Raw genomic sequence first — 26,933 nt, 5'->3', positions numbered from 1 at the left:
CCGGCTTCGGCAATATGCCCCGGTCCGGGATGGCCGGACCTTGTCGAAGCATGAAACGCAAGCTCTGTGCCGCGATGTCTGTGCCGGATTGGCACGTCCGCGATGCGCTGTGGAGGCGGTGGCGGGAGAGACGTCTGCGAAAACGGAAGGCCGGACAAAAGAAAGCCCTCTTCGCAGGGGGAAAAGCGAAGAGGGCAGTGGAGGTGTCAAATCCACGAAGGGATCGTCTTCAGGGGTCGTTCAGTCCAGTATCGGTGCTCAGAGCTTGATCTGGGCGTAGCGCAGTGCTTCCACAACCGTGTGGGTCTTGTTGGAGGCATTGAGCTTGGAGCCCGCATTCTGAAGATGGGCATGAACCGTGCGCTGCGAGATCTTGAGCAGCTCCGCAATGTCGGCGGCGGTCTTGCCAAGGGCGGTCAGTTCCAGCACGCGCCGCTCACGGGCGGAGAGATCGCCGGGACGGTCGGTGGAGACGACGCCGAGTTGGATCAGCCGGCGGAAAGCCACCGTGGCGAGCATGGACAGCCCGGAAAGCTGTTCGCTGCCGATCTCCAGGTTCGGACCGGCGCAGATGATGGAGGGCTGGAAAGGCGCAATATCGTCAACCGGAACGAGAAGCACGTTCACATCGCCACGGTCACCGCCTGCGGCTTCCAGCAGCTCCGAATGCTCGATGTCATCCGTGCCGGACTTCCAAACGAAGGGGCGGATGGCGGCGAGCGTGGCTAGCAGCACGCTGTCGGAGGGCTGAACGGAACTCAGATCGGCTCCATCGCGGCGCTTGTCGGGCCAGCTCATGCGCAGGACCAGATGGTCAATCGGCCGGTTCGGCATCGGAAGACCAGTAATGAGGATATGCGTTGCACCGAACTGACGCAAAAGTTGTTCAAGGCCATCCAACACAACTCCTGGATCGGTTGCGCGACTGAGCCTGCGTGCAATCTCAAAAGTGTCGTGCATTCCATCCATGTTAATGGCCCTTCTGATCTTCATAATGTGCGGGGCTGACCGGCTCCTCCGACCGGAATACCGAGTTAATTTCTTTGAAATCGGTCGAATTGCCCGTGATTGCTGAGAAAGTGCAGGAGCGAAATCTTCCTTGCACAATTACCCTACGTTGAAAGTGGCTAGGGGTCTATCAAAAATCCTAATGTTAGTATTCGGACTAATGGGCGTTTTCCTAGATTGTGGGAAAGCGGTAGGTCGTTGCAGCAACAGGGCTTTCTATCCGATTCTTCCCCAAATAGTTGTGTTGCGCGGCCTTTTCATGGCCGATTATAAGAATTGATCAGTACGGCATTTTTCCAATCACTTGTGTGTGTGCGAGAATGGCGTCTGACTGGGTGGGACAACGCGGAAGGCAAGGACGTGATCGAACTCGCGGGAGGATTTTCGGCCGTCGATGAGGCCGACTGGATGGAAGCTGCCGAAGCGGCACTGAAGGGGCGGGCCTTTGACCGGTTGCGCTCCCACACCATCGACGGTCTGCCCATCGAACCGATCTATCGGGGCCGGAGGGACGCAAGTGCGCTGGCCGGACGCGCGGCGGGCATGCCGTGGACGGTGGTGGCGCGGGTGGAACACCCCGATCCCGCCCAGGCCAATGCGCTGCTGCTGGAGGAGCTGGAAAACGGAGCCGGTGGCCTGTCGCTGGTTTTCGCCCCCTCCAAGCACGCGCGCGGCGCGGGGTTGTCGATCGATACGCTCTGCGAGATGGATCGCCTGCTGGAAGACGTGTTTCTGGATCTCGTTCACATCCGCATCGACGGCGGCTATCTGAGCCGGTCGGCCTTGGCGCTTCTCATTGCGCTGGCCGAGCGGCGGGGCATCGATCCGTCCGCCTTGCAGGTAAGTGTCGATATTGATCCCATCGGAGTCTTCGCCCATCGGGGATGGACCTCCGGTTCGCTTGCGGCGATGGCGCCGCGCTTGTGGGATCTGATCCACTATTGCGAGGATATCGGCCTCAAGGGAGCGCTCAGAAATGCCGACGGGCGTATCTGGCATGCGGCGGGCGCGAGCGAGGCGCAGGAGCTGGCCTATACGCTTGCCACCGCAGTCACCTATTTGCGCGAGATCGTGAGCGCCGGGCGTGAGGGGCTGCAACCGCAATCGCGCCTGTCGGTGTCGCTCGCAGCCGATGCCGACCAGTTCGCCACCATTGCCAAGCTGCGCGCCATGCGCAGGCTCTGGGCCCGTGTGCTTGATGTTTGCGAGCTTGAACAGACGCCGCTGGAAATCCACGCGGAAACCGCCTGGCGCATGATGACCCGGCGCGACCCCTGGGTGAACATCCTGCGGACCACCGTTGCGGCCTTTGCGGCGGGGGTTGGCGGTGCGGACAGCGTGTCCGTTCTGCCCTTTACCGAAGCGCTTGGTGTGCCGGACGGTTTTGCCCGCCGCGTTGCGCGCAACACCCAGACGATCCTCATCGAGGAATCGAACCTGCACCGTGTCGCGGATCCCGCGGCAGGGTCCGGTGCCGTGGAGGCGCTGACCGACGAACTGGTGCACGAGGCCTGGAAGCTCTTTCAGGCCGTGGAGGCGGAAGGCGGGATCGAGCAGGGGGTGCGGTATGGCTCCGTTCATGCCGCCATCAGCAAGAGCCGGGCGGCGCGCTCACGTCTCATTGCCGCGCGCAAGGCGCCGCTGACCGGCACGTCGAGCTTTCCCAATCTCGCCGAAAAGCCGGTTCGGGTGCTGAACTGCGAGCCGCCCGACCTGGGGGTCTACACCGCGCATATCGTTCTGCCGAAGCCGGGGCGTGGCGAATTGACGGCCGCCCTCGTTGCGGCTGCCAAGAGCGGGGCCTGCACGGTGGATCTTGCCCGGGCCCGCGATGCGCTGCGCCGCGTGGAGGGCGCGCCGCTTCTCACCTACCGGCTGGCGGAGCCTTTCGAGGCCCTGCGCGATGCTTCCGACGCCCATCTCAAGCAGACGGGCCGCAGGCCGAGGGTGCTTCTGGCGAATTTCGGACGCGTCACGGACTTCACCGCGCGCTCCACCTGGGCCAAGAACTTCTTTGAGGCCGGTGGCATCGAGGCTCAGGCGAGCGAGCCCCTGGAGGATGGCAAGAGCGCGGCGGCTGCACTGCGCGACACCGGCGCCGATATCGTGTGTCTGTGCTCCTCCGATGCGCTTTACGCGGAAAAGGCGGTGGAGATGGCTCAGGCCCTCAAGGGCGCGGGTGCTGCCCATGTCTATCTTGCGGGCAAACTTGCGGACGAGGACGGCGATCTGGCGAGGGCCGGTGTGGAGGCCATGTTCTACGAGGGCTGCGACGTGCTCGCCGCACTTGGGCTAATTCATGCTAATCTTGGCCTCTGCGCACCTGCGGATCCGGCGTGAAGCACAAGCCGGATGATGGCCCTGTGCCGTCATGCGGATCGAAGGGGAGGGCTGAGGGGGCGGCTGCGCAAGGCGCGCGCACCTGAAGCAAACGGGCCGACGAGCTGCGGCCAGATCACGGTACAGGAGGGCCGGCAGGCTCTCGCGACTGTTCATGAGGGCCTGTCAGGCCCGGAGGCGAGGACATGACCCGAATTCCGGATTTCTCCAAGATCGACTATGCCGACGTGGCGCCAGCCCAACCGTCGGCGGGCGATGCGCCGTGGGTGACGCCGGAGGACATCGCCGTGAACCCGGCCTATTCCTCCAGCGATCTGGATGGGCTCGATTTCCTCGACACATGGCCCGGCAAGCCGCCTTACCTGCGCGGGCCCTATCCGACCATGTATGTCCAGCAACCCTGGACGATCCGCCAATATGCGGGCTTTTCCACGGCGGAGGATTCCAACGCCTTCTACCGCCGCAATCTGGCTGCCGGTCAGAAGGGCCTATCGGTCGCCTTCGATCTTGCCACCCACCGCGGCTATGACAGCGATCACCCGCGCGTATCCGGCGATGTGGGCATGGCCGGTGTGGCCATCGATTCCATCCTCGACATGCGCACGCTCTTCTCCGGCATCCCGCTGGACAAGATGAGCGTGTCCATGACCATGAACGGTGCGGTGCTGCCAATTCTGGCGCTCTATATCGTGGCCGCCGAAGAGCAGGGCGTGTCGCAGGACAAGCTTTCCGGGACCATCCAGAACGACATCCTCAAGGAGTTCATGGTCCGTAACACCTATATCTACCCGCCGCAGCCCTCCATGCGGATCATCTCCGACATCTTCGCCTATACCGCGAAGAACATGCCGAAGTTCAACTCCATCTCGATTTCCGGCTATCACATGCAGGAAGCGGGGGCGACGGCGGATCTGGAGCTTGGCTACACCATTGCCGACGGCATCGAATATGCGCGCGCGGGTGTGGCGGCGGGCATGGATATCGACACCTTCGCCCCAAGGCTTTCCTTCTTCTGGGCGATCGGCATGAACTTCTTCATGGAAGTCGCCAAGCTGCGCGCCGCACGTCTCATCTGGGCGAAGCTCATCCAGAAGGAATTCGCGCCGAAAAACGCCAAGTCCCTCAGCCTGCGCACCCATTCGCAGACCTCGGGCTGGTCGCTGACGGCGCAGGACGTCTTCAACAACGTCATGCGCACCTGTGTGGAGGCCATGGCCGCCACACAAGGCCATACGCAGTCGCTGCACACCAACTCGCTCGACGAGGCGCTGGCGCTGCCGACCGATTTCTCCGCCCGCATCGCGCGCAACACCCAGCTTTTCCTGCAGCAGGAAAGCGGCACCACCCGCACCATCGATCCGTGGGGCGGCTCCTTCTATGTGGAGCGGCTGACCTACGAGCTGGCCACAAAGGCGCTGGCGCATATCGAGGAAGTGGAAAAACTCGGAGGCATGGCCAAGGCCATCGAGAAGGGCATCCCGAAGCTGCGCATCGAGGAGGCGGCGGCCAAGACGCAGGCCCGCATCGACAGCCGCACGCAGACGGTTGTCGGCGTCAACAAGTTCAAGCCGACCCAGGAAGAGGAAATCGACGTCCTCAAGGTCGACAACGCGCAGGTGCGTGCCCAGCAGCTTGAAAAGCTCGCGCGCCTGCGCGCAACCCGCGACGGGGCCGCAACGGACGCGGCGCTGGAGGCATTGACGGCGGGCGCATCGAGCGATGGCAATCTGCTTGAGCTTTCGGTCAACGCGGCGCGCGCAGGCGCGACCGTGGGCGAGATTTCCATGGCGATGGAAAAGGTGTTCGGTCGCCACAAGGCGGAGATCAAGTCGATCTCCGGCGTCTACAAGCGCGAGGTTGGAGCGATGTCGAAGGAAGTGGAGACGGTTGCGAAGCTCGTCGCCGCCTTTGAGGAAAATGACGGCCGCCGCCCGCGCATCCTGATCGCCAAGATGGGGCAGGACGGCCACGATCGCGGCCAGAAGGTGATTGCCTCGGCCTTTGCCGATCTGGGTTTCGATGTCGATATCGGCCCGCTTTTCCAGACCCCGGAAGAGGCCGCGCGGCAGGCGGTTGAAAACGACGTCCACGCCGTGGGCGTCTCGTCACTCGCCGCCGGTCACCTGACGCTCGTCCCGGCGCTGAGAAAGGCGCTGGCGGATGAAGGGCGCGAGGACATCATGATCGTGGTCGGCGGCGTGATCCCGCCACAGGACTACGCGGCGCTTTATGAGGCGGGAGCGGCTGCGATCTTCCCGCCGGGCACGGTGATTGCCGAATGCGCGGTGGATCTGATCGGCAAGCTCAACGCCAAGCTCGGATACGAGGAAGCGGCAGCAGCGGAGTGAGACGTCGCGGTCAGGAAAGACGGCTGAAATGAAATGGGCGCGGAATTCCGCGCCCTTTTTTGTAGTTGGGAGAGAAAAGCAGCGGGGTTGCCTAAACGTCCTTCTTCTCCACCCACTTCTGAACCTGCGGGGCCTTGTAGGCGGTGAAGGTGTCCAACAGGGAGGCCGGGTCGGGCTCGATGGCCAGCATCTGGCGATGCTGGGCGTGCACGAAGCCTTCGACCACCTGCTCATCGAGGAAGGCCGCGAGCTTGGTGTAGTAGCCCGCGATGTTGAGCAAGCCGCAGGGCTTTTCGTGGTGGCCGAGCTGCGCCCATGTCCAGACCTCGAAGATCTCCTCAAGCGTACCGATGCCGCCAGGAAGGGCAATGAAGGCGTCCGACAGGTCCGCCATCATCTTCTTGCGCTCGTGCATGGAGGCGACGACGTGAAGTTCGGTGAGCCCCTTGTGGCGATTTCCTTATCAACCAGCGCCGTCGGCATGATGCCGACAACTTCGCCGCCAGCCTCAAGCGCCGAATTGGCGACGCGGCCCATCAGGCCGATATCCGCCCCGCCATAGACGAGCCGCAAGCCGCGCCGCGCGATCAGTTCGCCAAGCGTCGCCGCCGCCGCCAGATAGTCGGGACGATTGCCCGGATTTGATCCGCAATAGACGCAGACCGACTTCACTTCCGTCATGCTTTTCCCCTCCGGAACGAATGGGTCCCGCAAAATGCGGGACCCCGTTTCCAAATCATCCGGGCCGTGCCGAACACGCGCTTGCTTCGCGCGTTCGGCCAGGATGCGCGCCCCTACTTGGCCAATTCGGCCAGGATACGAGCCCAAGAGCGGATGCCGCTCTTGAAGCTCTTCATGTTGTACTTCTCGTTGGGCGAATGGACCTGATCGTCGTCGAGGCCGAAGCCGACGAGGAGGGAATCCATGTCCAGACGGTTCTTGAAATCGCCGACGATGGGGATGGAGCCGCCGCAGCCGATGGTGGCGGCGGGCTTGCCCCATTCCGCTTCCAGAGCCACGCGCGCCTTCGTCAGTGACGGGCTGTCGAAATCGAGCCGCAGGGCGGGCGAACCGCCATGCTCGTGGAACTCCACCGAGCAATCCTCCGGCACCTTGGAGCGCACATAGGCGCGGAAGGCTTCGCGGATCTTTTCCGGGTTCTGGTTGCCGACAAGGCGGAAGGACACCTTGGCGGAGGCCTTGGAAGCGATCACCGTCTTGAAGCCCGCCCCCTGATAGCCGCCCGAAACGCCGTTGATCTCGCAGGTCGGACGCGTCCAGATCTTTTCAAGCGGCGTACGGTCCTTTTCCCCCGCAGGCAGCTTCAGGCCGACCTCGCCGAGGAAGCCTTCGCTGGTGAAGCCCAGCGTCTCCCACATGGCCTTCACATCGTCCGGCATCTCGATGACGCCATCATAGAAGTTCGGCACGGTCACGCGGCCATCTTCGTCATGCAGGCCGTCGAGAATATCGACGAGAACATGGATCGGGTTGCGCGCAAGTCCGCCATACATGCCGGAATGAAGGTCGCGATCGGCAGCCGTGATGACGATTTCCTCGCCCACAAGCCCGCGCAGCATGGTGGTGACGGCGGGCGTTTCCGCGTCCCACATGCCCGTGTCGCAGACAAGCGCCAGATCGACGCTGAGTTCGTCCTTGTTGGCATCGAGGAACGGGCGCAGCGACGGCGAGCCGCTTTCCTCTTCGCCTTCCAGCATGATGGAAACATCGATCGGCAGATCGCCCGCTTCCGAAATCCACGCGCGCGCGGCTTCCACGAAGGTCATGAGCTGGCCCTTGTCGTCCGCTGCACCGCGAGCAACGATCACCTTCGTGCCGTCGGGGCGCGTATCGACGCGCGGGGCAAACGGCTCGGTATCCCACAGGTCCAGCGGATCGACCGGCTGCACGTCGTAATGGCCGTAGAACAGCACATGCGGGCCGGGCTTTCCTTCGCCGGTGCGGTGGCCGATGACCATCGGATGGCCGTTGGTCTCGCGGACCGAGGAGGGAATGCCGATGCCGGTCAGTTCCTTCGCTAGCCATTCGGCCGCCTGACGGCAGTCTTTCGCATGCGCGGGATCGGTGGAGATGGAGGGAATGCGCAGCAGGTCAAACAGGCGGTCAAGGCTGTTGTCGAAGTCGGCATCGATGCGGTCGAGCACCTTGGATAGGGCGTCGCTGGACATGGGGAAGGTTACTCCTGAGAAATGGAATCTGGGGCACAGGAAGGAAATGTTGTGATCCCAAGAGGTAGGCCATGACAAGCCTCACGGCAACGTGCCTGGGCGGTATGTGGAAGGCGAAAGAGGAAAAATGCGGTGCATGCGCCGCGGGCGGCGGGCGTGGGTGGCTGTGTGACGTCGCGCAAGCTGATAGGATCAGCGCTCGCGTGAGGGCGCGACCGATCGGCTAAGGGGACCGCATGACGCCATTCGACATTCTGAAGAGCCCGTTCTGGCTTGCGGAAATCGCCACCGGCACGAAGTCGTTCGTGGCCAATCCGATTCTCGGCAATCCGAAGCTCAACGAGCGCGGGCTCCATCTTGCGCGTGTGAAGGTGGCGGGGCGCATGGCGCAGATGCGCCGCAAACGTCTTGGCCATCGTCTTAATGAGGCGGAGCGCGAAGCCTATGATCGCGACGGCTATCTGGTGCAGGAGAACTTCCTGCCCGACGAGATCTTCGAACAGCTGAAGGACGAGGTCTACGGGCGGGATTTTCATGCGCGCGAGATGCGGCAGGGCCGGGCCGTGACGCGGATCGTGCCGCTGCCGGTCTCGCTTCTGGAAACCATGCCCGCAACGCGCCAGGTGGTGGAATCGGAGCCTCTGCGCGCCGCCATGCACTACATGTCCTCGCGCGGCGGCGAGCCGACCTTCTTCATCCAGACCATTCTGGCCGAGGCCAGCGGACGCAAGGCCGATCCGCAGACCGATCTTCACGCCGACACGTTTCACTCCACGGTCAAATGCTGGCTGTTCCTACATGACGTGGGGCCGGAAGACGGGCCCTTCTGCTTCGTTCCGGGCTCCCACCGGCTGACGCAGGAGAGGCTGGACTGGGAATATCGGCAGAGCCTCTATGCGCGCGATGCGGGCGGGCACACGGCCTTCGGCTCGTTCCGCGTCAAGCCCGATGAACTGGCCGAACTGGGGTATGGCGCGCCGGTGCCTGTGACCGTGAAAGCGAACACCATGGTGATCGCCGACACCTTCGCCTTTCACGGGCGGACCCCCAGCCCGCGTCCCACCGTGCGGGTGGAGATAAACGGCAACCTGCGGCGCAACCCTTTCCTGCCCTGGACCGGGTTCGATCCGCTGGCCCTTCCCGGTATTCGCCACAACCAGATGAGCCTGAACCTCCACTGGCTGGATTTGCGCCAGAGGTATCTCGGCAAGCCCAATGTCTGGCGCGATGTGGGGGAAGTCGCCATCGATGCGGCGGCGCGGATCTAGGGACGCGTGATCGGCGCATGAAAAAGGGCCCATCGGCGTTTGCCGTGGGCCCAAGATCGGAAGAGGTGCGTGGGAGCGCGGATCAGTTGTTGATGCGCAGCCTGCGGGCGGCCAGTTCACGTTCCACGAAACTCAATTCCTCAGACGGCATCGAGACCGGAATGCGGATGGACAGAATGCCGGCGGCGCAGAAGGCTCCGATCGCGCTGACGATCAGGTCGACAAGCGACATGTCGCGATAGCCCAGCGTACCCTGAACGTATTCTCCACCCGCGGCCACAAGGACGGCAACGATGACTGCCGGAGTGGCGCGGCCATGGAAGAAGCCGGACAGCGAAATGGTGAGCAGGGCGAAAAAGACGCCGTGGAACATCAGATCATAGGGCGAGGGAAGGCCGAGCGGCAGGCCAAAGCCAAGTGCTGCGCCGATAACCAGCAGGAACGCGGTGGAGGACATCGTTGCCGGAGGTACCCGGTCGAAAAGACGGGTCAGCCCGTAGGAGAGGAAATTCGGCATGGTGGCTACCTCTGTTCCTAAACCGCGGCCAGCGCCGCTACAGGAATCGTTAAGAACAGTTAACGGTCAGAAAGGTTTAAGTTTGGTTAACAAAACCTTTCCACAAAGGGGACAGGTCGGTCGACGTGTCGGGTTTTCGCAGGTTTCGACGGGCCCGAACGCGCGAAATGCGGGCAAGGGGCTCCAAGGCCCCATGGGGATGGTTAAGGCGGGGGGAAAGCTGAGGTGGTCGTGAAACGGCTCGCCGGATGCCGTGCAGGGGGTGGCGGCACCCGGCGCCGGCCTCTCGCACCATGCCGACCTCCAAAGGGGGGGGGCGGGGGTCGGGCTCCCCGAGGGGCGCGAGAGCAAAGAGGGTGGGCCGCGACGAGATCGGCCAATCGCACGCGACCGGACGGGCCTCAATGGTGCAGCGGAACCCCGTTTCCGCGCGTGGCGGGGTCTGTCCGGAAGGTGTGCCCGCGACTGCCGCGGGGCATCTCTGCCGTCATCGTGGATTGAAGTTCCGGCGAGAACCGGACCAGCGGCAGCAGCATGGTCTCGCGCTTGCTGTTGGGATGACGATGCGCGAGCAGGCGCAAAGCGTCCCGGAACAGAGGGTGTAGTATTTTGAGACTAGTACGATTGAACGTCTGAAGATTTTTACGTAACCGGGTGTCTGTATCGCTCGCATTGTGCCCGTGAATATTGTTAAACATGCCGATCTCCTTAACGCCTCTTAGGATTACCTTAAGGCATCTAATCCCCGACAAAAAGGAAATAATCCACCGAAAAAAGACGTACTGTGGATTCAAAAATGATATGCACAGTCTAAATATTGAAAATAAAAGGAAATTTCTGTCAACTCATAAACGGAATGGTTTGCGGCTTGTGGATAATGATGTGTTAACCCGCAGCCGATGTGGTGGCCCGAAGAGGCCGTCTCGTTAACAATGCCACGTCCGCTCCATCGGGTTCTCTCGGCAAATATCTGTAATTAAACGAGGTATTTTGCCCGCGTGCCGACAGGGATGGCTGTGGGTGGATGAAATAGGTCCCTGAAAGCAAATCTCCTGCGGTGCCGCCAAATATGGAAGGGGGTCGCTTGAGCTGTTGACCGGGTTCCCTGCGTCCGTGTTCTCTCTTTCGAACGGCAATGCACCGTCTGTCGTCAGAAAAAGTATTTTATACAAGAGCTTGAACAAGGCTTGCCGCGCATCTGTGTGCCGGGCATCTGCATTCTCGGGGTGGTGGCTCCGCGGTAACGCGCCCGTCGGCTGCTGCAATTGGGAGGGGTTCGTCAACCCCGCGGCTGGTATCTTCCTGTCTAATATAAGCGGTTATGCGGAAGCCGTTTTATTTAATATCACAAGAAAAATGCAGCGCGGGCGGTGGGGGGCGAGGCGGTCGAGTGGCTCGTGGGCCGGCATGTCCAGGCCCGGTGTTTGGTCTAGGCCTGGTGTCTGGTCTGGGCGGGACGACCGGTTCGAGGTGGACGCGGCCCCGAGATGGGTAAATGGCGCCGTAAGGTTCGTGCTTTCGGCCCCGAGATGCGTAAACGGCGCCGCAAGGTTCGTCCTTGCGGCGCCGTCTGTCACTCTTTTGGGCGCATCCCGGCTTGACCGGGCTCCCTGTCTCTAGACGTCGAAGAAAACCGTCTCGTTCTCACCCTGCATGTGAATATCGAACCGATAGACAGTGCCGGTCGGCGTTTCCTCACGCTTGGCGATCAGCGTCGCGCGACGGTCCTGCGGCACGGTGGCCAGCACCGTGTCGGTGGCGTTTGCGGCTTCCTCGTCGGAGAAATAGATCCGCGTATAGGCGTGAACCAGCATGCCGCGGGCAAACAGGATCAGGTTGATATGCGGAGCTGAGCCGTCTTCCGCGACGCCGGGCTTCACCGTATCGAACCAGAAGCGGTTCTGCGGATCGGTGCCGGTGCCGCAACGCCCGAAGCCCACGAATTTCGCGTTGGGACGGCGCGGATCGTCCGGGTGCTGGAAGCGACCACTGCTGTCGGCCTGCCAGATCTCCACCATCGCATCGTTGATCGGCTCTCCGTTGCCGTCATAGACGATGCCTTCCACGCGGATGCGTGCACCGGGCGTGTCGTCTTCTGTCAGCGTCGGACTGGCGATGGAGTCATGCGCATAGCCATATTGCGGGGCGGTCAGGCCGTAGGCGAAATAGGGGCCGACGGTCTGCGACGGGGTCTGTTTGAGGGTCTCGCTCATGGCTCAGTCCTCCATCGGGGTTTCGTTGCGCCCGCGCAGCACGATGTCAAACTCGTAGCCAAGCGCGAATTCGGGCTGGGTGACATCAAGCGAGAACCGTGAAATCAGCCGTTCGCGCGCGTTCTCCGGCGTGCCCTGATAGATGGGATCGAGGTTCAGGAGCGGATCGCCGGGGAAATACATCTGGGTGACGAGCCGGGTTGAGATCGATGGGCCCAGAAGCGAGAAATGGATGTGGTTCGGCCGCCACGCATTGAGGTGATTGCCCCACGGATAGGCGCCCGGCTTGATGGTCTTGAACGTGTAGCGGCCCTCATCATCGGTCACGCAGCGCCCGCCGCCGAAAAAGTTCGGGTCAAGCGGCGCGTCGTGCTGGTCCACCTTGTGGATGTAGCGTCCGGCAGCATTGGCCTGCCAGACTTCCACCAGCGTATTGCGCACGGGGCGGCCGTCTTCGTCGAGCACACGGCCGGTCACGATGATGCGCTCGCCCAGCGGCTCGCCGTTGCGCGCGCCGTTCTTTGTCAGATCCGCATCGAGCACACCAACCTTCTCATGCCCGTAGACCGGGCCGGTGCGCACAGACAGCGACTGCTTCATCGGGATCAGCGGCTTGGTCGGCGATCGCAGCACAGTCGATTTGTAAGGCGCATGAAGATAGGCAGGATGGGACATCCAATCCCGCGGATTGTAGGCAGAGCTCATGGTGTGTGTCCTCCTCGGCCCCGCAGCTCTCCTCCGCCTGGGGCTCTCATGATGGCGGCAACATGCCCGAGCGATTCAGTTATGTAAAATAACGATTTTGCCTTTTCGCATATCCATATGGTTATGTAGTGGCATGATTGACGCCCGTATCAAGTTCCGCCACCTGCAATGTTTCCTCGAAATCGCGCGCCAGGGCAGTATCAGCCGGGCCGCGGAGGCGTTGGCCATCAGCCAGCCTGCCGTCTCCAAGACATTGAAGGAACTGGAGGATATTCTCGCCATCCGGCTGTTTGAACGCAGCCGCAAGGGCATTCGCCTGACCCGTTTCGGCGAGGTCTTCCTGCGCCATGCCTCCGCCTCCGTCATGGCGCTCCAGGAGGGGATGGAGAGCGTGTCGGCGGCCCGCAGCCGGGGCGGGCATGCGGTTGCGGTCGGGGTGCTTCCCAACGTGGGCGCGAGAATGATGCCGCGCGCGCTGTCCGGCTTTCACAAGGCCGCGCCGCAAACGCTGGTCAGGGTCTCGACCGGGTCCAATGCGCATCTGCTGGACGATCTCAAACGCGGTGCGATGGATCTGGTCGTGGGTCGCCTCGTCGATCCCGCCGACATGGTGGGCCTGTCCTTCGAACACCTCTATTCCGAACCCTTGACGCTGGTGGTGCGCGCGGGCCATCCGATTGCCCGCCAGACCGCCTTCGACATCTCCGAGATCGAAGCCTACCCGATCTCCCTGCCGACCGCCGGTACGGTGATCCGCAATGACATCGACCGCTACCTGATCGCCAATGGTGTCCGGCTGGTCGGGGAGCGGGTGGAGACGATATCGGTCACCTTCGGGCGCTCTCATGTGCTGGCGAGCGACACGGTGTGGGCGGTGCCGCGCGGTGCGGTTCTGGACGATCTGGCCGCCGGGCTGCTGGCGGAACTGCCCATCGACCGGACCCCGTTGATGGGGGCCATCGGCCTGACGACCCGCTCCGACGTCGCCCCGACCCCGCTCACAAGCCTGCTGATCGCAACGATCCGAGATGCGGCCGCCGAAATCCGCGCCGAGGAGGCGGGGGAGGTGATGGTCTAGGCGGGCGCGATTGTTGGCCGGATCCGGGGGGCTTCTCCTTCGAGACGGCCCTTCCGGGCCTCCTCAGGATGACGTTGTGTGTGAGGCTCGGACCAGAGGACGCTTCCACAAACACAACGTCATCCTGAGGAGCTATCGTCAGATCGCGTCTCGAAGGATGGGCCGCACACCCGGTCTCTCGTCTGCAAAAGCCGGACAGAAAAAGGGCGCAGCCATCGCTCATGACGGCTGCGCCCGGATTTCGCATAGGCGATGAAGCCTCGCCCTTACGGCATCGGGATCTCGCCCGCATCCATCGGCACCTGATAGCCACGCTGCACGGCGGGGCGGGCGGCGACGCTCTTGTACCAGCGCATGACATGCGGATAGGCGTTCAGATCGATGTTCTGCCACTGAAAGCGCGAGGCCCAAGGCCAGATGGCGATATCGGCCAACGAATATTCGCCCGCCACATATTCGTGCTGGGCGAGCTGGTTATCGAGAACCTTGTAGAGGCGTTGCGTTTCCGTGGCGAAACGCTCCTCCGCATAGGGCGCCTTGCCGGGATTGAAATGGACAAAATGGTGTGCCTGGCCGAGCATGGGGCCGAAGCCGCCCATCTGCCACATGACCCACTCCACCGCGCGCCAGCGCGCGGCCTCGTCGCGCGGCATCAGCATGCCCGTCTTGCGGGCCAGATACATCAGGATCGCCCCCGATTCCATCAACGACATTCCCGTATCGCTGTCCACGATGGCCGGTATCTTGTTGTTCGGCGACACTTTCAGGAAATGCGGTTGGAATTGCTCGTTGTTGCGAATGTCGATGGCATAGGCGGTGTAAGGCAGGCCGCATTCTTCGAGCATGATGGAGACCTTGCGCCCATTGGGCGTGGTCCAGGTGTAGAGGTCGATCAAGACAGGGTACTCCGTCTCAACGGGCTGAAGGATCTCAACCGTTGGTCTTGTTTTCGTAATCCGCAATCGTCTGCGCGGCTTCCTTGAAGGCCGTGTTTGCCGCCGGCACACCGCAATAGATCGCGCTTTGCATCAGCACTTCCTTGATGTCGTCGGGCTCCAGTTCCCCTTCGAACAACGCAGCCCGCACATGCATGACGAATTCCTCCCAACGCCCCAGCGCCACCATCATCGCCAGCACGAGAAGCCGCCGCGTCTTGTGGTCGAAACGCTCGCGCGTCCAGATTTCCCCCCAGGCATAACGCGTGATGAGATCCTGAAAGTCGGCGGAAAACGCCGTCTTGCCAGCTTCCGCGCGGTCCACATGGGCATCGCCCAGGACCGAACGGCGTGTCTTCATCCCAAGCGCGTGCCGATCTCGTTCGTCCATGAATGTTCCCCCAACCAAATTTTCCGGAATGCAGGGTCGATGGCGGGATGTGTGCGAGCGGCACATATCCTCACCATGACTGGAAAGGCCCCGCAAGGTGCAGCGAGCCGCACCCGTGGTCAACTGTCAAGCCGAGCAGGCGCGCATTTCGTCAGGTATCGCAGACACATGCGTCGTCCGGAGGGAGGATCACATTATTGTTGAACGCGATCTTTGCGGGGGATAGTTCTCGCAATATGTGTCTATGTATTTGTATTTAAATGGAAATATCTAATGTGAGGATTTTTGGGCGGATTGGTGCTGGCGCGGTGAACAGTCCGTCCAGTGGACGTCGGGGCTGCGACAAACCTACATGGGGGGCGAACCTATCCCGGGTTTGAACCCTGTCCGATCTCCTGTCGCGTCTCTCAAGGCGGCGGGCCGGCGGGAGGAACCCGGCCCAATTTGTCAATCGCAAGGAAACACCATGATCCGTCTTGCCGCCGCCGCATTCGCCGCCAGCCTCATCGCGGCTCCGGCCCTCGCCGAGCCCGTTGCCTACACCGTCGACAAGAGCCACAGCACGATCTTCTTTTCCGTGAATCATCTGGGCTTTTCGACCATCCACGGCCATTTCGCCAAGTATGACGCCGACATCGTGCTCGACGAGGAGGATCTCGCCAACTCCAAGGCAAACGTCACCATCGACGTCTCCAGCCTCGACACCTTCTGGGATGAACGCACCGAGCACCTGCTGACCGCCGACTTCCTCGACGTTGCGCAGTTCCCGACTGCCACCTTCGTTTCCAAGTCGTTCAAGAAGATCGACGAGAACACCGTTGCGGTGACCGGCGACCTGACCCTTCACGGCATCACCAAGGAAGTCGTGGTCGATTTCGAGATCACCAAGATTGGTGACAACCCGATGACAAATGTTCCTTCCATCGGGCTCGTCGGCACGACGACGCTGACGCGCTCCGATTTCGGTGTCGGCGGGTATGCCCCGGCGGTTGCCGACGAAGTGCCGCTGCGCATCGACATGGAACTGAACCAGGCGAAATAGGCCGGAACGGAGCGGCTCGCCGCTCCACCCGCCGCCCAGTCTGGGCCCCTGCGCGTATCGCTTACTCAGCCCCCGCTGATCCGCGCGAAGGGCACCCGAAACCGCGCTGCGCGGGCTTTGCCCCGCTGGCGCGGTTTCGATCTTAAAAGAACAAGAATGCACTCCACACCCCAAGACAGGCACGAGGTGCTGTCATGCTACGCAATTCAAAGAGCGGCTATGGCCTGATCGCCATCCTCTTTCACTGGTCAATGGCGCTTTTGATGTTCGGGGTCTTCGGGCTCGGGCTCTACATGCATGAACTGCCGCAGTTCGAAGAGCGCACCTTTGCCCTCTATCAGCTTCACAAGTCCTTCGGCTTCACCATTCTGGCGCTTGTGGTGCTGCGCCTGATGTGGCGCTTCGCCAATCCCGCCCCGCGTCTGCCGGGCGCGATGCCCCTTTGGGAAAAGGCCGCCGCGCATGGCGCGCATGCGGTGCTTTATGCCCTCATGTTCGCGATCCCGCTTTCGGGCTGGCTGATGGTTTCCGCCTCGCCATGGGGCATTCCCACGGTGCTGTTCGACACGATCCCCGTGCCGCATCTGCCGGTGCCGGGTTTTCTTGGCGCCAAGGAGGCTGCCGAATCCGTGATGAAAGAGGTCCACGAGCTTCTCGCCTGGGCCATGATCGTCCTCGTTGCCTTTCACGCTGCCGCCGCAATCAAGCACCATCTGATTGCACGCGACGACACGCTGCGCCGGATGCTTTCCCCCCGCTCCGCGCGCGCCTGATCAATTCCGGAGATACTCGATGAACATTTTCCTTCGCACCGCGGCCGTCCTTGCGCTTGTGAGCGCGCCGCTTGCCTTTGCCCCCGCTGCCAATGCCGCCGAATGGGCGGTCGATCATGACACGTCCAGCCTGACCTTCTCGGTCCGCCACGGCGAGAAGATCGTGTCCGGCTCCTTTTCCGACTGGGATGCGGCGATCGATTTCGATCCCGAAAAGACGGAGGCCGCCACCATCAAGGTGAATGTCAAAACCGGGAGCGTGGCCACCGATGACGGCCAGATGGGCAAGACGCTCACCGGCGAGGCATGGCTTGATGCGGGAAGCTTCGAGCAGGCAACGTTTTCCTCCGACGAGGTCGTGCCGACCGGCGAGGGAAGCTATGACGCGATAGGTACGCTCACCATTCGCGGCATTTCCATGCCGATGACGCTGCCATTCGTGCTCGATATCAAGGGCGACAAGGCCCAAGCGAAGGGCGGCTCCACGCTTCAGCGCCTCGATTACAAGATTGGCGCGCAGATCGACGAAAACACGCTCGATGGCGTGGTGAAGGTCGAGTTCGATCTGAACGCGACAAAGAAATAGCGCCGCGCCACAACCCGGCCTCAGATACAAGAACAGCCCGCGCGCCTTTCTCCGGCGCGCGGGCTGTTCTTGTTTCCGGTTCCTGCCGGAGAGCCGCCGGACAGACGGCCTCAGCGCCCCGCAAGGACGGCGGCCACGTCAAAGGGGCCTTTCTGGCTGGCCTTGGTGATCTCGGCGAGCGTCTGGTCGGCGGACGTGACCGTGAAGCCCTTCGCCGTCAGGGCTTCCACAAGGCCGTCGGTGGTGTAGCCGAAAAGCGGCGCGACGCTTTCCACCGAGTTCTGCTGGAGCTTGCCGATCAGCGCGATGGCCGGATTGCCGCCGGTGCGCCCGCTCATGGCGGCATTGGCCATAAAGATGCCCGAGGCGGCGAGGCTGAGAACGAGTGCGATGGCAAGCGGCGCGCGCTTGAGATAGCCCAGCATCGGCCGCCAGTTTTTCCAGATATGCAGGCCGACGGGAATGATCAGCACCAGCGACAGCCATTCGTGCATGCTTTTGAAAAGGCCGGACTGAATATGGAAGAAAAGTGCAATCCCGGAGATGAGCGAAACAAGGAAAAGCCCGATCGTCAGGGGCGTGGCATAACGATTGAGAAAGGTCGGCATGTCGGAACCTTGGTAAAGGGGCTGGTGATGCGCATAGGTGAACCGATAATCGCGCATTTTGCATTGTTGTTCTTCAATGTCGAACAATCGCGACGTTATCCTTGTGCGAACCTGGAGACGACCGGCTGGATCCGTCCTGTTCGGTTTTCGCCGTCCTGTCAGTCCTGACGTCGTCTTTTCCTTGGCGTGTCACGCCATTCCGCGTAAAACGCGCTCGAAAGTTCCGCGCAATTGGGAGAGAGACGCGCATGACGGCCCAGCCCACGCCCCGCTACACCCACACTTCGCTCATGCCCCTGAGCGAAGACACCACGCCTTATCGCAAGCTGACATCCGATTACGTCTCCGTGGAAACCTTCCGCGGGGAAGAGGTTCTGGTCGTCGAGCGCGAAGGGATGCGGTTGTTGGCAGAAGAGGCCTTCAAGGACATCAACCACTATCTGCGCCCCGGCCATCTGGAGCAGCTGCGCCGGATCCTTGATGATCCGGAAGCCACCGATAACGACAAGTTCGTCGCCTTCGATCTGCTGAAGAACGCGAACATCTCGTCGGCGGGCGTCCTGCCCATGTGCCAGGACACCGGCACCGCCATTGTCATGGGCAAGAAGGGCCGCCGCGTGTGGACCGATGGCAGCGACGAGGCCGCATTGGGGGAGGGCGCGCGCGACGCCTATTTCCACAAGAACCTGCGCTACTCGATGCTGGCCCCGCTTTCCATGTTCGAGGAGAAGAACACCTCCAACAACATGCCCGCCCAGATCGAGCTCTATTCGGAAGGCGACGACGCCTATAAGTTCCTGTTCATGGCCAAGGGCGGCGGCTCGGCCAACAAGACCTTCCTCTTCCAGGGCACCCCGTCGCTCCTGACCCATGACCGGCTGATCGAGTTCCTGAAGGAAAAGATCCTGACGCTCGGCACCGCGGCCTGCCCGCCCTATCACCTGGCTATCGTCATTGGCGGCACGTCGGCCGAGATGAACCTGAAGGCGGTGAAGCTGGCGTCTGCGCGCTATCTCGACAGCCTGCCCACCGAGGGCTCGGAACTTGGCCATGCCTTCCGTGATCTGGAGATGGAAAAGGAAATCCACAAGCTGACGCAGGCTTCCGGCGTCGGCGCGCAGTTTGGCGGTAAGTATTTCTGCCACGACGTGCGAGTCGTCCGCCTGCCGCGCCATGGCGCCTCGCTGCCCATCGGCATCGGCGTGTCGTGCTCCGCCGACCGTCAGGCCACCGGCAAGATCACGAAGGACGGCATCTTTCTCGAACAGCTTGAGATGCACCCTGAGAAATACATGCCGGATGTAACCGACGAGCATCTCTCCGATAACGTCGTCAAGATCGACCTGACCCGGCCCATGCCGGAAATTCTGGGCGAACTGACCAAGCATCCGATCAAGACGCGCCTGTCGCTGACCGGCCCGCTGATCGTGGCGCGTGACGCTGCCCACGCCAAGCTGCGCGAGCGGCTGGAGGCGGGCGAGCCGCTGCCCGACTACATCAAGAACCACCCGGTCTATTACGCCGGTCCGGCCAAGACGCCGGAAGGCATGCCGTCGGGATCCTTCGGCCCCACCACGGCCGGCCGCATGGACAGCTTCGTCGATCAGTTCCAGGCAGCCGGCGGTTCCATGGTGATGCTTGCCAAAGGCAACCGGTCGGCACAGGTGCGCCGCGCCTGTCAGGCCCATGGCGGCTTCTATCTGGGTTCCATTGGCGGCCCGGCCGCCCGTCTGGCGCAGGACTGCATCAAGAAGGTCGAGTGCGTGGAGTATCCCGAGCTCGGCATGGAAGCCGTCTGGCGCATCGAGGTCGAGGACTTCCCCGCCTTCATCGTCGTTGACGACAAGGGCAATGACTTCTTCAAGGAACTCAATCTCGGTTGACGAGAATGCGCGGCGGTCCCTTGAGGGCCGCCGTGGCCTTTCCGGGGTGATTTTGTCGGGCTGGATGCTGAGCAAGCGGCCCATCCTTCGAGACGGCATCTGCGATGCCTCCTCAGGATGACGTTGTTTGTGTTGATGGATTGAAGAAACAGGCCCCCCCACACACACCCACGCAACGTCATCCTGAGGAGCGCTCGTCAGAGTGCGTCTCGAAGGATGGGCTCCACAACGAACGCACGTATCTCGCAAATGACAAAGGGGTGGCCCCATAAGGACCGTCCTTTTGAAGAAGAGCCCGACCCGATCACCTCTCCCATGGGGAGAGGTCGGCGCGGATGCGCCGGGTGAGGGGTGTCTGGCTTTGCCGTATCCCTGAGAGGTCGCATCCCCTCACCCCAGCCCTCTCCCCATGGGAGAGGGGGCTACACCGTGGGTGTGGTGGGATCGCGGGCTTCCACAATGATGTGCTGTACGGCTTTGCTTCATACGTTCACATCCACGAAGAAGAGCCCGTGGGATTACCTCTCCCATTGGGAGAGGTCGGCGCGGATGCGCCGGGTGAGGGGTGTCTGGCTTTGCCGTATCCCTGAGAGATCGCATCCCCTCACCCCAGCCCTCTCCCCATGGGAGAGGGGGCTACACCGTGGGTATGGTGGGATCGCGGGCTTCCACAATGATGTGCTGTACGGCTTTGCTTCATACGTTCACATCCACGAAGAAGAGCCCGTGGGATTACCTCTCCCATTGGGAGAGGTCGGCGCGGATGCGCCGGGTGAGGGGTGTCTGACTTTGCCGGATCCCAGAGAGATCGCATCCCCTCACCCCATGGGAGAGGGGGCATATCGCGCGCTTTGCGAAATCGTGCCCCGCTGACAAAAAGGGCGGCCCCATCAGGACCGCCCCTTCGCAATTTCAATCAATCCGCCCTCAGATGAACTCGCCCGCCGGCTCCGACGCCTGCCAGCGCCTCAGCGCCTCTTCCAGATCGGTCTCGTATTCGTAGCCCATGTCGGGCAGCACATGTGGCTCGATGTTGGTGGACTTCACCAGCTTCATCACGCGCGCCCGGTTGACCGAGGCCTTCTTGCCGAAAAGCCCGAGGATCTCGAAGGCCAGCCCGCCCATCAGCATGATGGAGAGCGGGATCACGCCGAGCGGGGCCTTGTAGCCCGCCACCCGGTTGAAGGCGGCGCAGATCTCTTGCGTCGTGTAGCGCTGCTTGTAGGCAAAGTTGAAGGTGATTTCCGGCTCGTTGCGCGTCAGCGAGAAATCCAGCATGCGGATCAGCTCGCCCACATAACCGCAGGCCTTGATCGTGTCCTTGCGGCCCGGATAGACCATGCGGCCCTTCTTGAGCAGCGCCGCCAGTCGGGTGAAGTTGCCGCCCTCACCGGGACCGAAGACGACCGCCGGACGCGCGATGCGCAGCGTCCGCCCTTCGCCCGCATGAAGCCATGCGCGGTGAATTTCCTCCGCCTGGAACTTGGAACGGCCATAGGCGGAATTGGGCTCCAGCAGGCCGTGCTCGTCCTTGGCGTCCTCGCAGGGGCCATAGACGGAAATGGAGGAGGTGAAGACGAGCGTGTCGCAGGACACCGCGTTTGCATAGTCGCAGACATGTGTCGCGCCCAGCACGTTGGTCCAGTAGTACTCCCAGTCCTCATGTCCCGGCGTGGTGTGGACGGCGGCCAGATTGTAGATGATGGCCGCCGGACCCAGTGCTTCCGGATCGATCGGTTCGCGCACGTCGCAGGTGAGATACGCAACACCCGCGACCCGCCGTTTGGGATCGCGAATATCGGCGCTCACGACACGCTCGTATTTGCCGAGGCCCACCAGGTGTTCCAGAAGGTGCGTGCCGATGAAGCCGGCGCCGCCAAAGACGATTGCGGTCGAACTGCTCATGATATCGGGATGATCCTTGTGCGAAGACAAGGCTCACCCTAGCGGCAAAGCGTTTCGATATCCTTGCGGAAAACGACAGGCCTGACGGAAACGACAGCGGCGAAAATCCGGCGCAGGCTTGGGGGACGAGGACTGGCGGAGCAAGCGGCTCATCCTTCGAGACGGCCTTGTCAGGCCTCCTCAGGATGACGTTGTGGGTGTGGCTGGCATCCGGAACAACCATCCCACGGAACCACTAACACCCACAACGTCATCCTGAGGAGCCTGCGTCAGCAGGCGTCTCGAAGGGTCGGCCACGAGCACCAATGATCGCCGCCAAATCCCCGCACTCCATCAGCCCCGCTTGCGCGCCAGCGGATGGTGCTCGTCCACCAGCTTGCGCAACCGCTCGTCGAGCACATGCGTATAGATCTGCGTGGTGGAGATATCCGCGTGCCCCAGCAGCTGCTGGACGATGCGAAGGTCCGCGCCGTTTTGCAGGAGGTGGCTGGCAAAGGCGTGGCGTAGCACATGGGGCGAGACTTTCTTGGCCTGAATACCCACCCCGGCGGCCAAAGCCTTCAGATCGCGCGCAAAGGCCTGACGGGTGAAGTGTCCCGTCTCGCCAAAGGAGGGAAAGAGCCACGGGCTGCCTGAATAGGAGCCGGCCGCCGCCCGCAAGGCGGTGTAGTCGCGCATGGCCGCGCTCGCGCGATCGGAAAGCGGAACCATGCGCTCCTTGTTGCCCTTGCCGCGCACGATGATCATGTCCGCGCCCGAGCGCGTGGCGCTGATCGGCAGGCTGACAAGCTCGGAGACGCGAAGCCCCGTCGCATAGAGAAGTTCCAGCATCGTGTAGAGCCGGTGGGCGCGGAGCTGGCGGGCAACGGATTCCCCGTCAAGCGAGGCGTTGAAGCGCGCCGCCTCGATCAGGCGGTCCACCTCCGCTTCGCTCAGGGTTCCCGGCAGGCTCTTGCGCGCCTTGGGAGCTGCGATCGGTCCGGTCGGATCGTCGCCGCGCATGTTCTCGCCATAGAGGAACTTGTAGAACTGGCGCAGTGCCGACAGCCTGCGCGCCTGCGTGGTTGCGGCAAAGCCCCGTCCCGCGAGGTCGGAAAGATAGGCGGAGATATCGTCGCTGGTGGCCTTTGAGGCGTCCGTGCCCAGCGTTGCGAGAAAACCGGAGAAATCGTCCAGATCGCGCCGATAGCTTTCCAGCGTATTGAGCGCCGCGCCGCGTTCAACGGCGAGCATTTCAAGAAAGGTCTCGATCTGGTGCGGCGCGCTCAAGGCAAAGGGGTCCTCAGGACGAACGGATGATGGCGAGGCAACGGCGGACAGGCGAAGCTCAGCGTCCGGCCTGGTCAATCCTGTCGGAAGGCATCCGGATGGTGATCTCATGCGGGCGCGGCTCGACGAGATTGCCCAGCGCCCAGACGGCACCGTAGCCAAGGCCGCCCAGAACCAGAAGAACGAAAAGATAGCGTGTCAGTGTCGGCATGTATCACCGGTTATGCCGGCTCCGGCACGGTTAGACGCGCCGGGAGAGACTGCCCGGCCTCAGTGGAGGATCGATTGCACCCATCGTGGCGCGCATTCCAGAGTTCAGGATCCATTTTTTGAGCGAGTCGCCGGTCAAGGCAAGTGGATAGGCGTGTGCGGTTCATGTTTGCCGCAGCCTGGCGCCGTTTCAAGGGGGCATGGCGGCGGCAGCGCTTGACAGGGCGCCTTGGCGTAGGCTCAAAGCTAGGAGGCTCTCGGACGGGGGTTGGACCACAGTCCGCAGGAAGGACAAGGTGAGGGTGTCGAAGCGTTGAGTGACAAGGAAGGGGACCAGACGCGCGTGCCCGATGTCGAAGGAGTGCGTACGCGTCTCGGCAAGCGCACCATCGTGCTGGTCGGCATGATGGGCTGCGGAAAATCCAGTGTTGGCCGCTTGCTCGCCAACCGGCTGAACCTGCCATTCGTGGATGCGGATCTGGAAATCGAGGCCGCCGCGAACCTGACGATCCCGGAGATTTTCGAACGCCACGGCGAGGCCTATTTCCGCTCCGGCGAACACCGCGTGATCGTGCGTCTGCTGGGCGAGGGGCCGCAGGTGCTGGCCACCGGCGGAGGCGCCTTCATGAATCCGGAAACCCGGCATTCCATCTCCGAGAATGGGATTTCGGTCTGGCTCAAGGCCGATTTCGAGACCCTGTTCGCCCGCGTCAGCCGCCGCACCCACCGCCCGCTGCTTCAGACCCCCGATCCGGCTGCGGTGTTGCGCGAGCTTCTGCGCAAGCGCAATCCGATCTATGAAAAGGCAGATGTGTCGGTGGATTCGCGCGATGTGCCCCATGAGCAGGTGGTGAGCGATATCGTCAACGTGCTCGATGATTTCATGTCTGCGAAGGATGCGGGCCAAGATACCTGAATCTCACCCGACCCAGATGAAGCGAAGGATATTGCCGCGATGAGCGAGACCACCATGCCTGCCGAGACCAACGTTCGGCGCACCGTGCGCGTGGATCTGGCAGAGCGCGGCTATGATATCGTGATCGGAGACGGCCTGATCGGTGAGGCGGGGGAGCGTATTGCCGCGCTTTTTCCCGGCGCGCGTGTCGCCATCATCACCGACGAGACGGTCGCAACGCTCCATCTGCCTGCCTTTACCGCATCGCTGGACGCCGCTGGCCTCGGCCATGAGACGTTCCTGGTGAAGCCGGGCGAGCCCTCCAAGAGCTTTCCCGTGTTTGAGGATCTGTGCGACCGGGTGCTGGGCGCGCATTTCGAGCGCAACGACGTGATCGTGGCGCTGGGCGGCGGCGTGATCGGCGATCTGGCCGGGTTTGTCGCCGGTGTCGTGCGTCGCGGGATGCCCTTCATACAGGTGCCCACGACGCTGCTGGCGCAGGTCGACAGCTCGGTCGGCGGCAAGACCGGCATCAACACCGCACAGGGCAAGAACCTCATCGGCCTGTTCAATCAGCCGGCACTTGTTCTGGCGGATACAAGCGCCCTCGACACGCTCGCGCCCCGCGATTTCCGCGCCGGTTACGGCGAGGTGGCGAAATACGGCCTGATCGACGATCCGACGTTCTTCGCCTGGCTTGAACAGAACTGGCAGGGCATTTTCGATGGCGGGCCAGAGCGTATCGAAGCGGTGGCCCATTCGTGCCAGGCCAAGGCCCGTGTGGTGGCCGCCGATGAACGCGAAGGCGGCATGCGCGCGCTTCTGAATCTCGGCCACACCTTTGGCCATGCGCTGGAGCGCGCGGTCGGATATGATGGCGCGCTGCTGGTTCACGGCGAGGGCGTTTCCATCGGCATGGTGCTGGCGCACGATTTTTCCGTCGAACTGGGGATTTGCCCGAAAGAAGTCGCCACACGGGTGCGCGAACATCTTTCAACGGTCGGGCTGCCCACCCATATGTCGGATATTCCGGGCCAGTTGCCCGGCACGGCGGAGCTCATGCGCTATATCGCGCAGGACAAGAAGGTCTCGCGCGGCGCGCTCACCTTCATCCTGACCCGCGGGCTCGGGTGCTCCTTCATCGAGAAGGGCGTGAACCCGGCCGCCGTGGAGGATTTCCTGGAGCGCCAGCGTCTCGTGCCGTGAGGCGCGCGGCGGATCTGTCAGGAAGAATGACGCAGCTTGTCACGGGGAATTGCCCGCGAGGGCGTGTCTTGTGATCACGGCGCGTCTCCTTCGGGGTGACGCGATGGACGGGGTTAGATGAAGGACGTTTGGTTCGATCTGGTGGACAAGGTCTCCGGCCTTGGCGGTGAATTCTGGCTGACGGTGGTGTGCATCGCGGCGCTTCTGGTGCTGTCCGGCTTCTTCTCCGGTTCGGAGACGGCGCTGACGGCGGCCTCTCGTGCGCGCATCCACCAGATGGAGAAATCCGGTGATCGCCGGGCGGCCATCGTCGCCAAGCTGATTTCCTCGCGCGAACGCCTCATCGGCGCGCTGCTGCTGGGCAACAACCTCGTCAACATTCTGGCCTCCGCCCTGGCGACCTCCGTGTTCCTGTCGCTGGTGGGCGATGCGGGCGTCGCCTACGCCACGATCGTCATGACCGTGCTGGTGCTGATCTTTTCGGAGGTGCTGCCCAAGACATGGGCCATCGGCGATCCGGACCGCTTCGCATTGGCCGTTTCACCGGTGGTGCGCGTCTGCGTGGCCGTGTTCGGTCCGCTCATCGCGGGCATCGAGATCCTGGTGCGCAGGATCCTGCATCTGTTCGGCGTGTCGGTGGAAGAGGGGGCGGATGTGCTTTCCGCACGTGACGAGCTGCGCGGCGCGGTGGACCTGCAACACCTTGAGGGCGGGCTCATCAAGGCCGATCGCGACCGTCTTGGCGGCCTTCTGGATCTGGCGGAGCTGGAAGTCTCCGACGTCATGATCCACCGCACCAACATGCAGACGCTGAATGCCGACGACGATCCGGCCGATCTGGTCGATCAGGTGCTCGCAAGCCCCTATACCCGCCTGCCGCTGTGGCGCGAGAGCCCCGACAATATCATCGGTATCGTCCACGCCAAGGACGTGTTGCGGGCGGTGAAGGAAGTGAACGGCGACATGCAGCAAGTGGACGTGGAGCGCATCGCCACGCCGCCGTGGTTCGTGCCCGATACGACCTCGCTTCAGGATCAGCTCAACACCTTCCTCAAGCGCAAGTCCCATTTCGCGCTCGTCGTGGACGAGTATGGCGAGGTGATGGGCCTGATGACGCTGGAAGACATTCTGGAAGAAATCGTCGGCGACATTTCCGACGAGCACGACGTGGTGGTGCAGGGCGTACGCCCGCAGCCCGACGGCTCGGTGGTGGTTGACGGCTCCGTCCCGATCCGCGATCTCAACCGCGCCATGGATTGGGAGCTTCCCGATGAGGAAGCCACCACCATTGCGGGCCTCGTGATCCACGAGGCGCGGATGATCCCGGAAGAGCGCCAGGCCTTCACCTTCCACGGCTACCGCTTCACGGTGCTGCGCAAGGAAAAGAACCGCATCACCCGCCTGCGTCTGCTGCCCCTGACAAGTGTGCAGGCCGCGGCCGGGTAGGGAGCGTTGCGCCGGATCTGATCCGTGAGGACCGTCTTGCCGTGTGGCCTATCCTTCGAGACGCGGCCTGACGACCGCTCCTCAGGATGACGTTGTGTTCGTGGAGGCATCCACAGGT

The 26,933-nt window shown here is 62.5% G+C and carries 23 protein-coding genes and 1 pseudogene; 11 read left to right on the top strand and 13 right to left on the bottom strand.

The window, feature by feature from the left end:
- Positions 1 to 258: 258 nt before the first annotated feature.
- Positions 259 to 903: a helix-turn-helix transcriptional regulator gene (locus tag ABGM93_RS08530; RefSeq protein WP_321505294.1), complete on the bottom strand. Its 645-nt coding sequence runs from the start codon at positions 901 to 903 to the stop codon at positions 259 to 261.
- Positions 904 to 1,368: 465 nt separating this feature from the next.
- Here ABGM93_RS08530 and ABGM93_RS08525 point away from each other — a divergent pair, with 465 nt between their 5' ends.
- Both ABGM93_RS08525 and scpA read left to right on the top strand, forming a co-directional pair.
- The gene (locus tag ABGM93_RS08525; RefSeq protein WP_321505291.1) at positions 1,369 to 3,348 is read left to right on the top strand and encodes a methylmalonyl-CoA mutase family protein; all 1,980 of its coding nucleotides are present in this window, start codon (positions 1,369 to 1,371) and stop codon (positions 3,346 to 3,348) included.
- Positions 3,349 to 3,533: 185 nt separating this feature from the next.
- The gene (gene scpA, locus ABGM93_RS08520; protein WP_321505289.1) at positions 3,534 to 5,696 is read left to right on the top strand and encodes a methylmalonyl-CoA mutase; all 2,163 of its coding nucleotides are present in this window, start codon (positions 3,534 to 3,536) and stop codon (positions 5,694 to 5,696) included.
- A 91-nt stretch (positions 5,697 to 5,787) separates the two neighbouring features.
- On the opposite strand, the pseudogene ABGM93_RS08515 reads toward scpA, so the two are convergent.
- A pseudogene (locus ABGM93_RS08515) lies at positions 5,788 to 6,377 on the bottom strand (TIGR00730 family Rossman fold protein).
- Between the two features lie 113 nt (positions 6,378 to 6,490).
- Complete coding sequence (locus ABGM93_RS08510; protein ID WP_321335736.1) at positions 6,491 to 7,885, bottom strand: M20/M25/M40 family metallo-hydrolase; 1,395 nt, start codon at positions 7,883 to 7,885, stop codon at positions 6,491 to 6,493.
- Between the two features lie 236 nt (positions 7,886 to 8,121).
- Between ABGM93_RS08510 and ABGM93_RS08505 the strand changes: the two genes are divergently transcribed.
- Positions 8,122 to 9,153, top strand: coding sequence for a phytanoyl-CoA dioxygenase family protein (locus tag ABGM93_RS08505; protein ID WP_321505287.1), 1,032 nt, complete (start codon positions 8,122 to 8,124; stop codon positions 9,151 to 9,153).
- Between the two features lie 82 nt (positions 9,154 to 9,235).
- On the opposite strand, the gene ABGM93_RS08500 is transcribed toward ABGM93_RS08505, so the two are convergent.
- From ABGM93_RS08500 to pcaH, 4 genes are all read right to left on the bottom strand, one after another.
- The gene (locus ABGM93_RS08500; RefSeq protein ID WP_321335738.1) at positions 9,236 to 9,670 is read right to left on the bottom strand and encodes a hypothetical protein; all 435 of its coding nucleotides are present in this window, start codon (positions 9,668 to 9,670) and stop codon (positions 9,236 to 9,238) included.
- A 401-nt stretch (positions 9,671 to 10,071) separates the two neighbouring features.
- Entirely contained in the window at positions 10,072 to 10,368 is a 297-nt protein-coding gene (locus tag ABGM93_RS08495; RefSeq protein ID WP_321505285.1) for a hypothetical protein, read from the bottom strand.
- 918 nt (positions 10,369 to 11,286) lie between these two features.
- Entirely contained in the window at positions 11,287 to 11,883 is a 597-nt protein-coding gene (pcaG, locus tag ABGM93_RS08490) for a protocatechuate 3,4-dioxygenase subunit alpha (RefSeq protein WP_321505283.1), read from the bottom strand.
- A gap of 3 nt (positions 11,884 to 11,886) precedes the next feature.
- A complete protein-coding gene (gene pcaH / locus ABGM93_RS08485; RefSeq protein ID WP_321335741.1) occupies positions 11,887 to 12,588 on the bottom strand; it encodes a protocatechuate 3,4-dioxygenase subunit beta in 702 nt (233 codons plus the stop codon).
- Positions 12,589 to 12,721: 133 nt separating this feature from the next.
- On the opposite strand from pcaH, the gene pcaQ reads away from it, so the two are divergent.
- Entirely contained in the window at positions 12,722 to 13,666 is a 945-nt protein-coding gene (pcaQ, locus tag ABGM93_RS08480; RefSeq protein ID WP_321505281.1) for a pca operon transcription factor PcaQ, read from the top strand.
- 266 nt (positions 13,667 to 13,932) lie between these two features.
- On the opposite strand, the gene ABGM93_RS08475 is transcribed toward pcaQ, so the two are convergent.
- Together ABGM93_RS08475 and pcaC are read right to left on the bottom strand one after the other, a co-directional pair.
- A complete protein-coding gene (locus tag ABGM93_RS08475; RefSeq protein WP_321505279.1) occupies positions 13,933 to 14,562 on the bottom strand; it encodes a glutathione S-transferase N-terminal domain-containing protein in 630 nt (209 codons plus the stop codon).
- 34 nt (positions 14,563 to 14,596) lie between these two features.
- Positions 14,597 to 14,992 carry a 4-carboxymuconolactone decarboxylase gene (gene pcaC, locus ABGM93_RS08470; protein ID WP_319772043.1) on the bottom strand — a complete coding sequence of 132 codons (396 nt, stop codon included), beginning with the start codon at positions 14,990 to 14,992 and terminating at the stop codon, positions 14,597 to 14,599.
- 466 nt (positions 14,993 to 15,458) lie between these two features.
- Between pcaC and ABGM93_RS08465 the strand changes: the two genes are divergently transcribed.
- The 3 genes from ABGM93_RS08465 (at position 15,459) to ABGM93_RS08455 (ending at position 17,393) form a co-directional block, all read left to right on the top strand.
- Positions 15,459 to 16,034 carry a YceI family protein gene (locus tag ABGM93_RS08465; protein WP_319772042.1) on the top strand — a complete coding sequence of 192 codons (576 nt, stop codon included), beginning with the start codon at positions 15,459 to 15,461 and terminating at the stop codon, positions 16,032 to 16,034.
- Between the two features lie 194 nt (positions 16,035 to 16,228).
- Entirely contained in the window at positions 16,229 to 16,807 is a 579-nt protein-coding gene (locus tag ABGM93_RS08460) for a cytochrome b (RefSeq protein WP_319772041.1), read from the top strand.
- A gap of 19 nt (positions 16,808 to 16,826) precedes the next feature.
- A complete protein-coding gene (locus tag ABGM93_RS08455) occupies positions 16,827 to 17,393 on the top strand; it encodes a YceI family protein (RefSeq protein ID WP_321505276.1) in 567 nt (188 codons plus the stop codon).
- Between the two features lie 110 nt (positions 17,394 to 17,503).
- Here ABGM93_RS08455 and ABGM93_RS08450 read toward each other — a convergent pair whose 3' ends face one another.
- Positions 17,504 to 18,058 (bottom strand): DUF4405 domain-containing protein, encoded by a 555-nt coding sequence (locus tag ABGM93_RS08450; RefSeq protein ID WP_321505274.1) that lies wholly within the window; start codon positions 18,056 to 18,058, stop codon positions 17,504 to 17,506.
- Positions 18,059 to 18,249: 191 nt separating this feature from the next.
- On the opposite strand from ABGM93_RS08450, the gene ABGM93_RS08445 reads away from it, so the two are divergent.
- On the top strand, positions 18,250 to 19,884 hold the full coding sequence (locus ABGM93_RS08445; protein ID WP_321505272.1) for a fumarate hydratase: 1,635 nt from the start codon (positions 18,250 to 18,252) through the stop codon (positions 19,882 to 19,884).
- Between the two features lie 927 nt (positions 19,885 to 20,811).
- Here the strand turns inward: ABGM93_RS08445 and ABGM93_RS08440 are convergent.
- From ABGM93_RS08440 to ABGM93_RS08430, 3 genes are all read right to left on the bottom strand, one after another.
- Positions 20,812 to 21,789: an NAD(P)-dependent oxidoreductase gene (locus ABGM93_RS08440; protein ID WP_321505270.1), complete on the bottom strand. Its 978-nt coding sequence runs from the start codon at positions 21,787 to 21,789 to the stop codon at positions 20,812 to 20,814.
- 333 nt (positions 21,790 to 22,122) lie between these two features.
- On the bottom strand, positions 22,123 to 23,022 hold the full coding sequence (locus ABGM93_RS08435; RefSeq protein ID WP_321505790.1) for a site-specific tyrosine recombinase XerD: 900 nt from the start codon (positions 23,020 to 23,022) through the stop codon (positions 22,123 to 22,125).
- Positions 23,023 to 23,116: 94 nt separating this feature from the next.
- Positions 23,117 to 23,269, bottom strand: coding sequence for a hypothetical protein (locus tag ABGM93_RS08430; protein ID WP_319772035.1), 153 nt, complete (start codon positions 23,267 to 23,269; stop codon positions 23,117 to 23,119).
- A 312-nt stretch (positions 23,270 to 23,581) separates the two neighbouring features.
- Between ABGM93_RS08430 and ABGM93_RS08425 the strand changes: the two genes are divergently transcribed.
- The 3 genes from ABGM93_RS08425 to ABGM93_RS08415 all read left to right on the top strand — a co-directional run bounded on the left by ABGM93_RS08425 (position 23,582) and on the right by ABGM93_RS08415 (position 26,815).
- Positions 23,582 to 24,184 carry a shikimate kinase gene (locus ABGM93_RS08425; RefSeq protein ID WP_321505268.1) on the top strand — a complete coding sequence of 201 codons (603 nt, stop codon included), beginning with the start codon at positions 23,582 to 23,584 and terminating at the stop codon, positions 24,182 to 24,184.
- Between the two features lie 39 nt (positions 24,185 to 24,223).
- Positions 24,224 to 25,369, top strand: coding sequence for a 3-dehydroquinate synthase (gene aroB / locus ABGM93_RS08420; protein WP_321505266.1), 1,146 nt, complete (start codon positions 24,224 to 24,226; stop codon positions 25,367 to 25,369).
- Between the two features lie 117 nt (positions 25,370 to 25,486).
- Positions 25,487 to 26,815, top strand: coding sequence for an HlyC/CorC family transporter (locus ABGM93_RS08415; RefSeq protein ID WP_321505264.1), 1,329 nt, complete (start codon positions 25,487 to 25,489; stop codon positions 26,813 to 26,815).
- The last annotated feature ends 118 nt before the right edge of the window (positions 26,816 to 26,933 follow it).

The organism is Breoghania sp., assembly GCF_963674635.1.
Taxonomy (GTDB): domain Bacteria; phylum Pseudomonadota; class Alphaproteobacteria; order Rhizobiales; family Stappiaceae; genus Breoghania.
The sequence above is the reverse complement of the archived record's forward strand: the minus strand, read 5'-3'. Positions and strand labels throughout refer to the sequence as shown.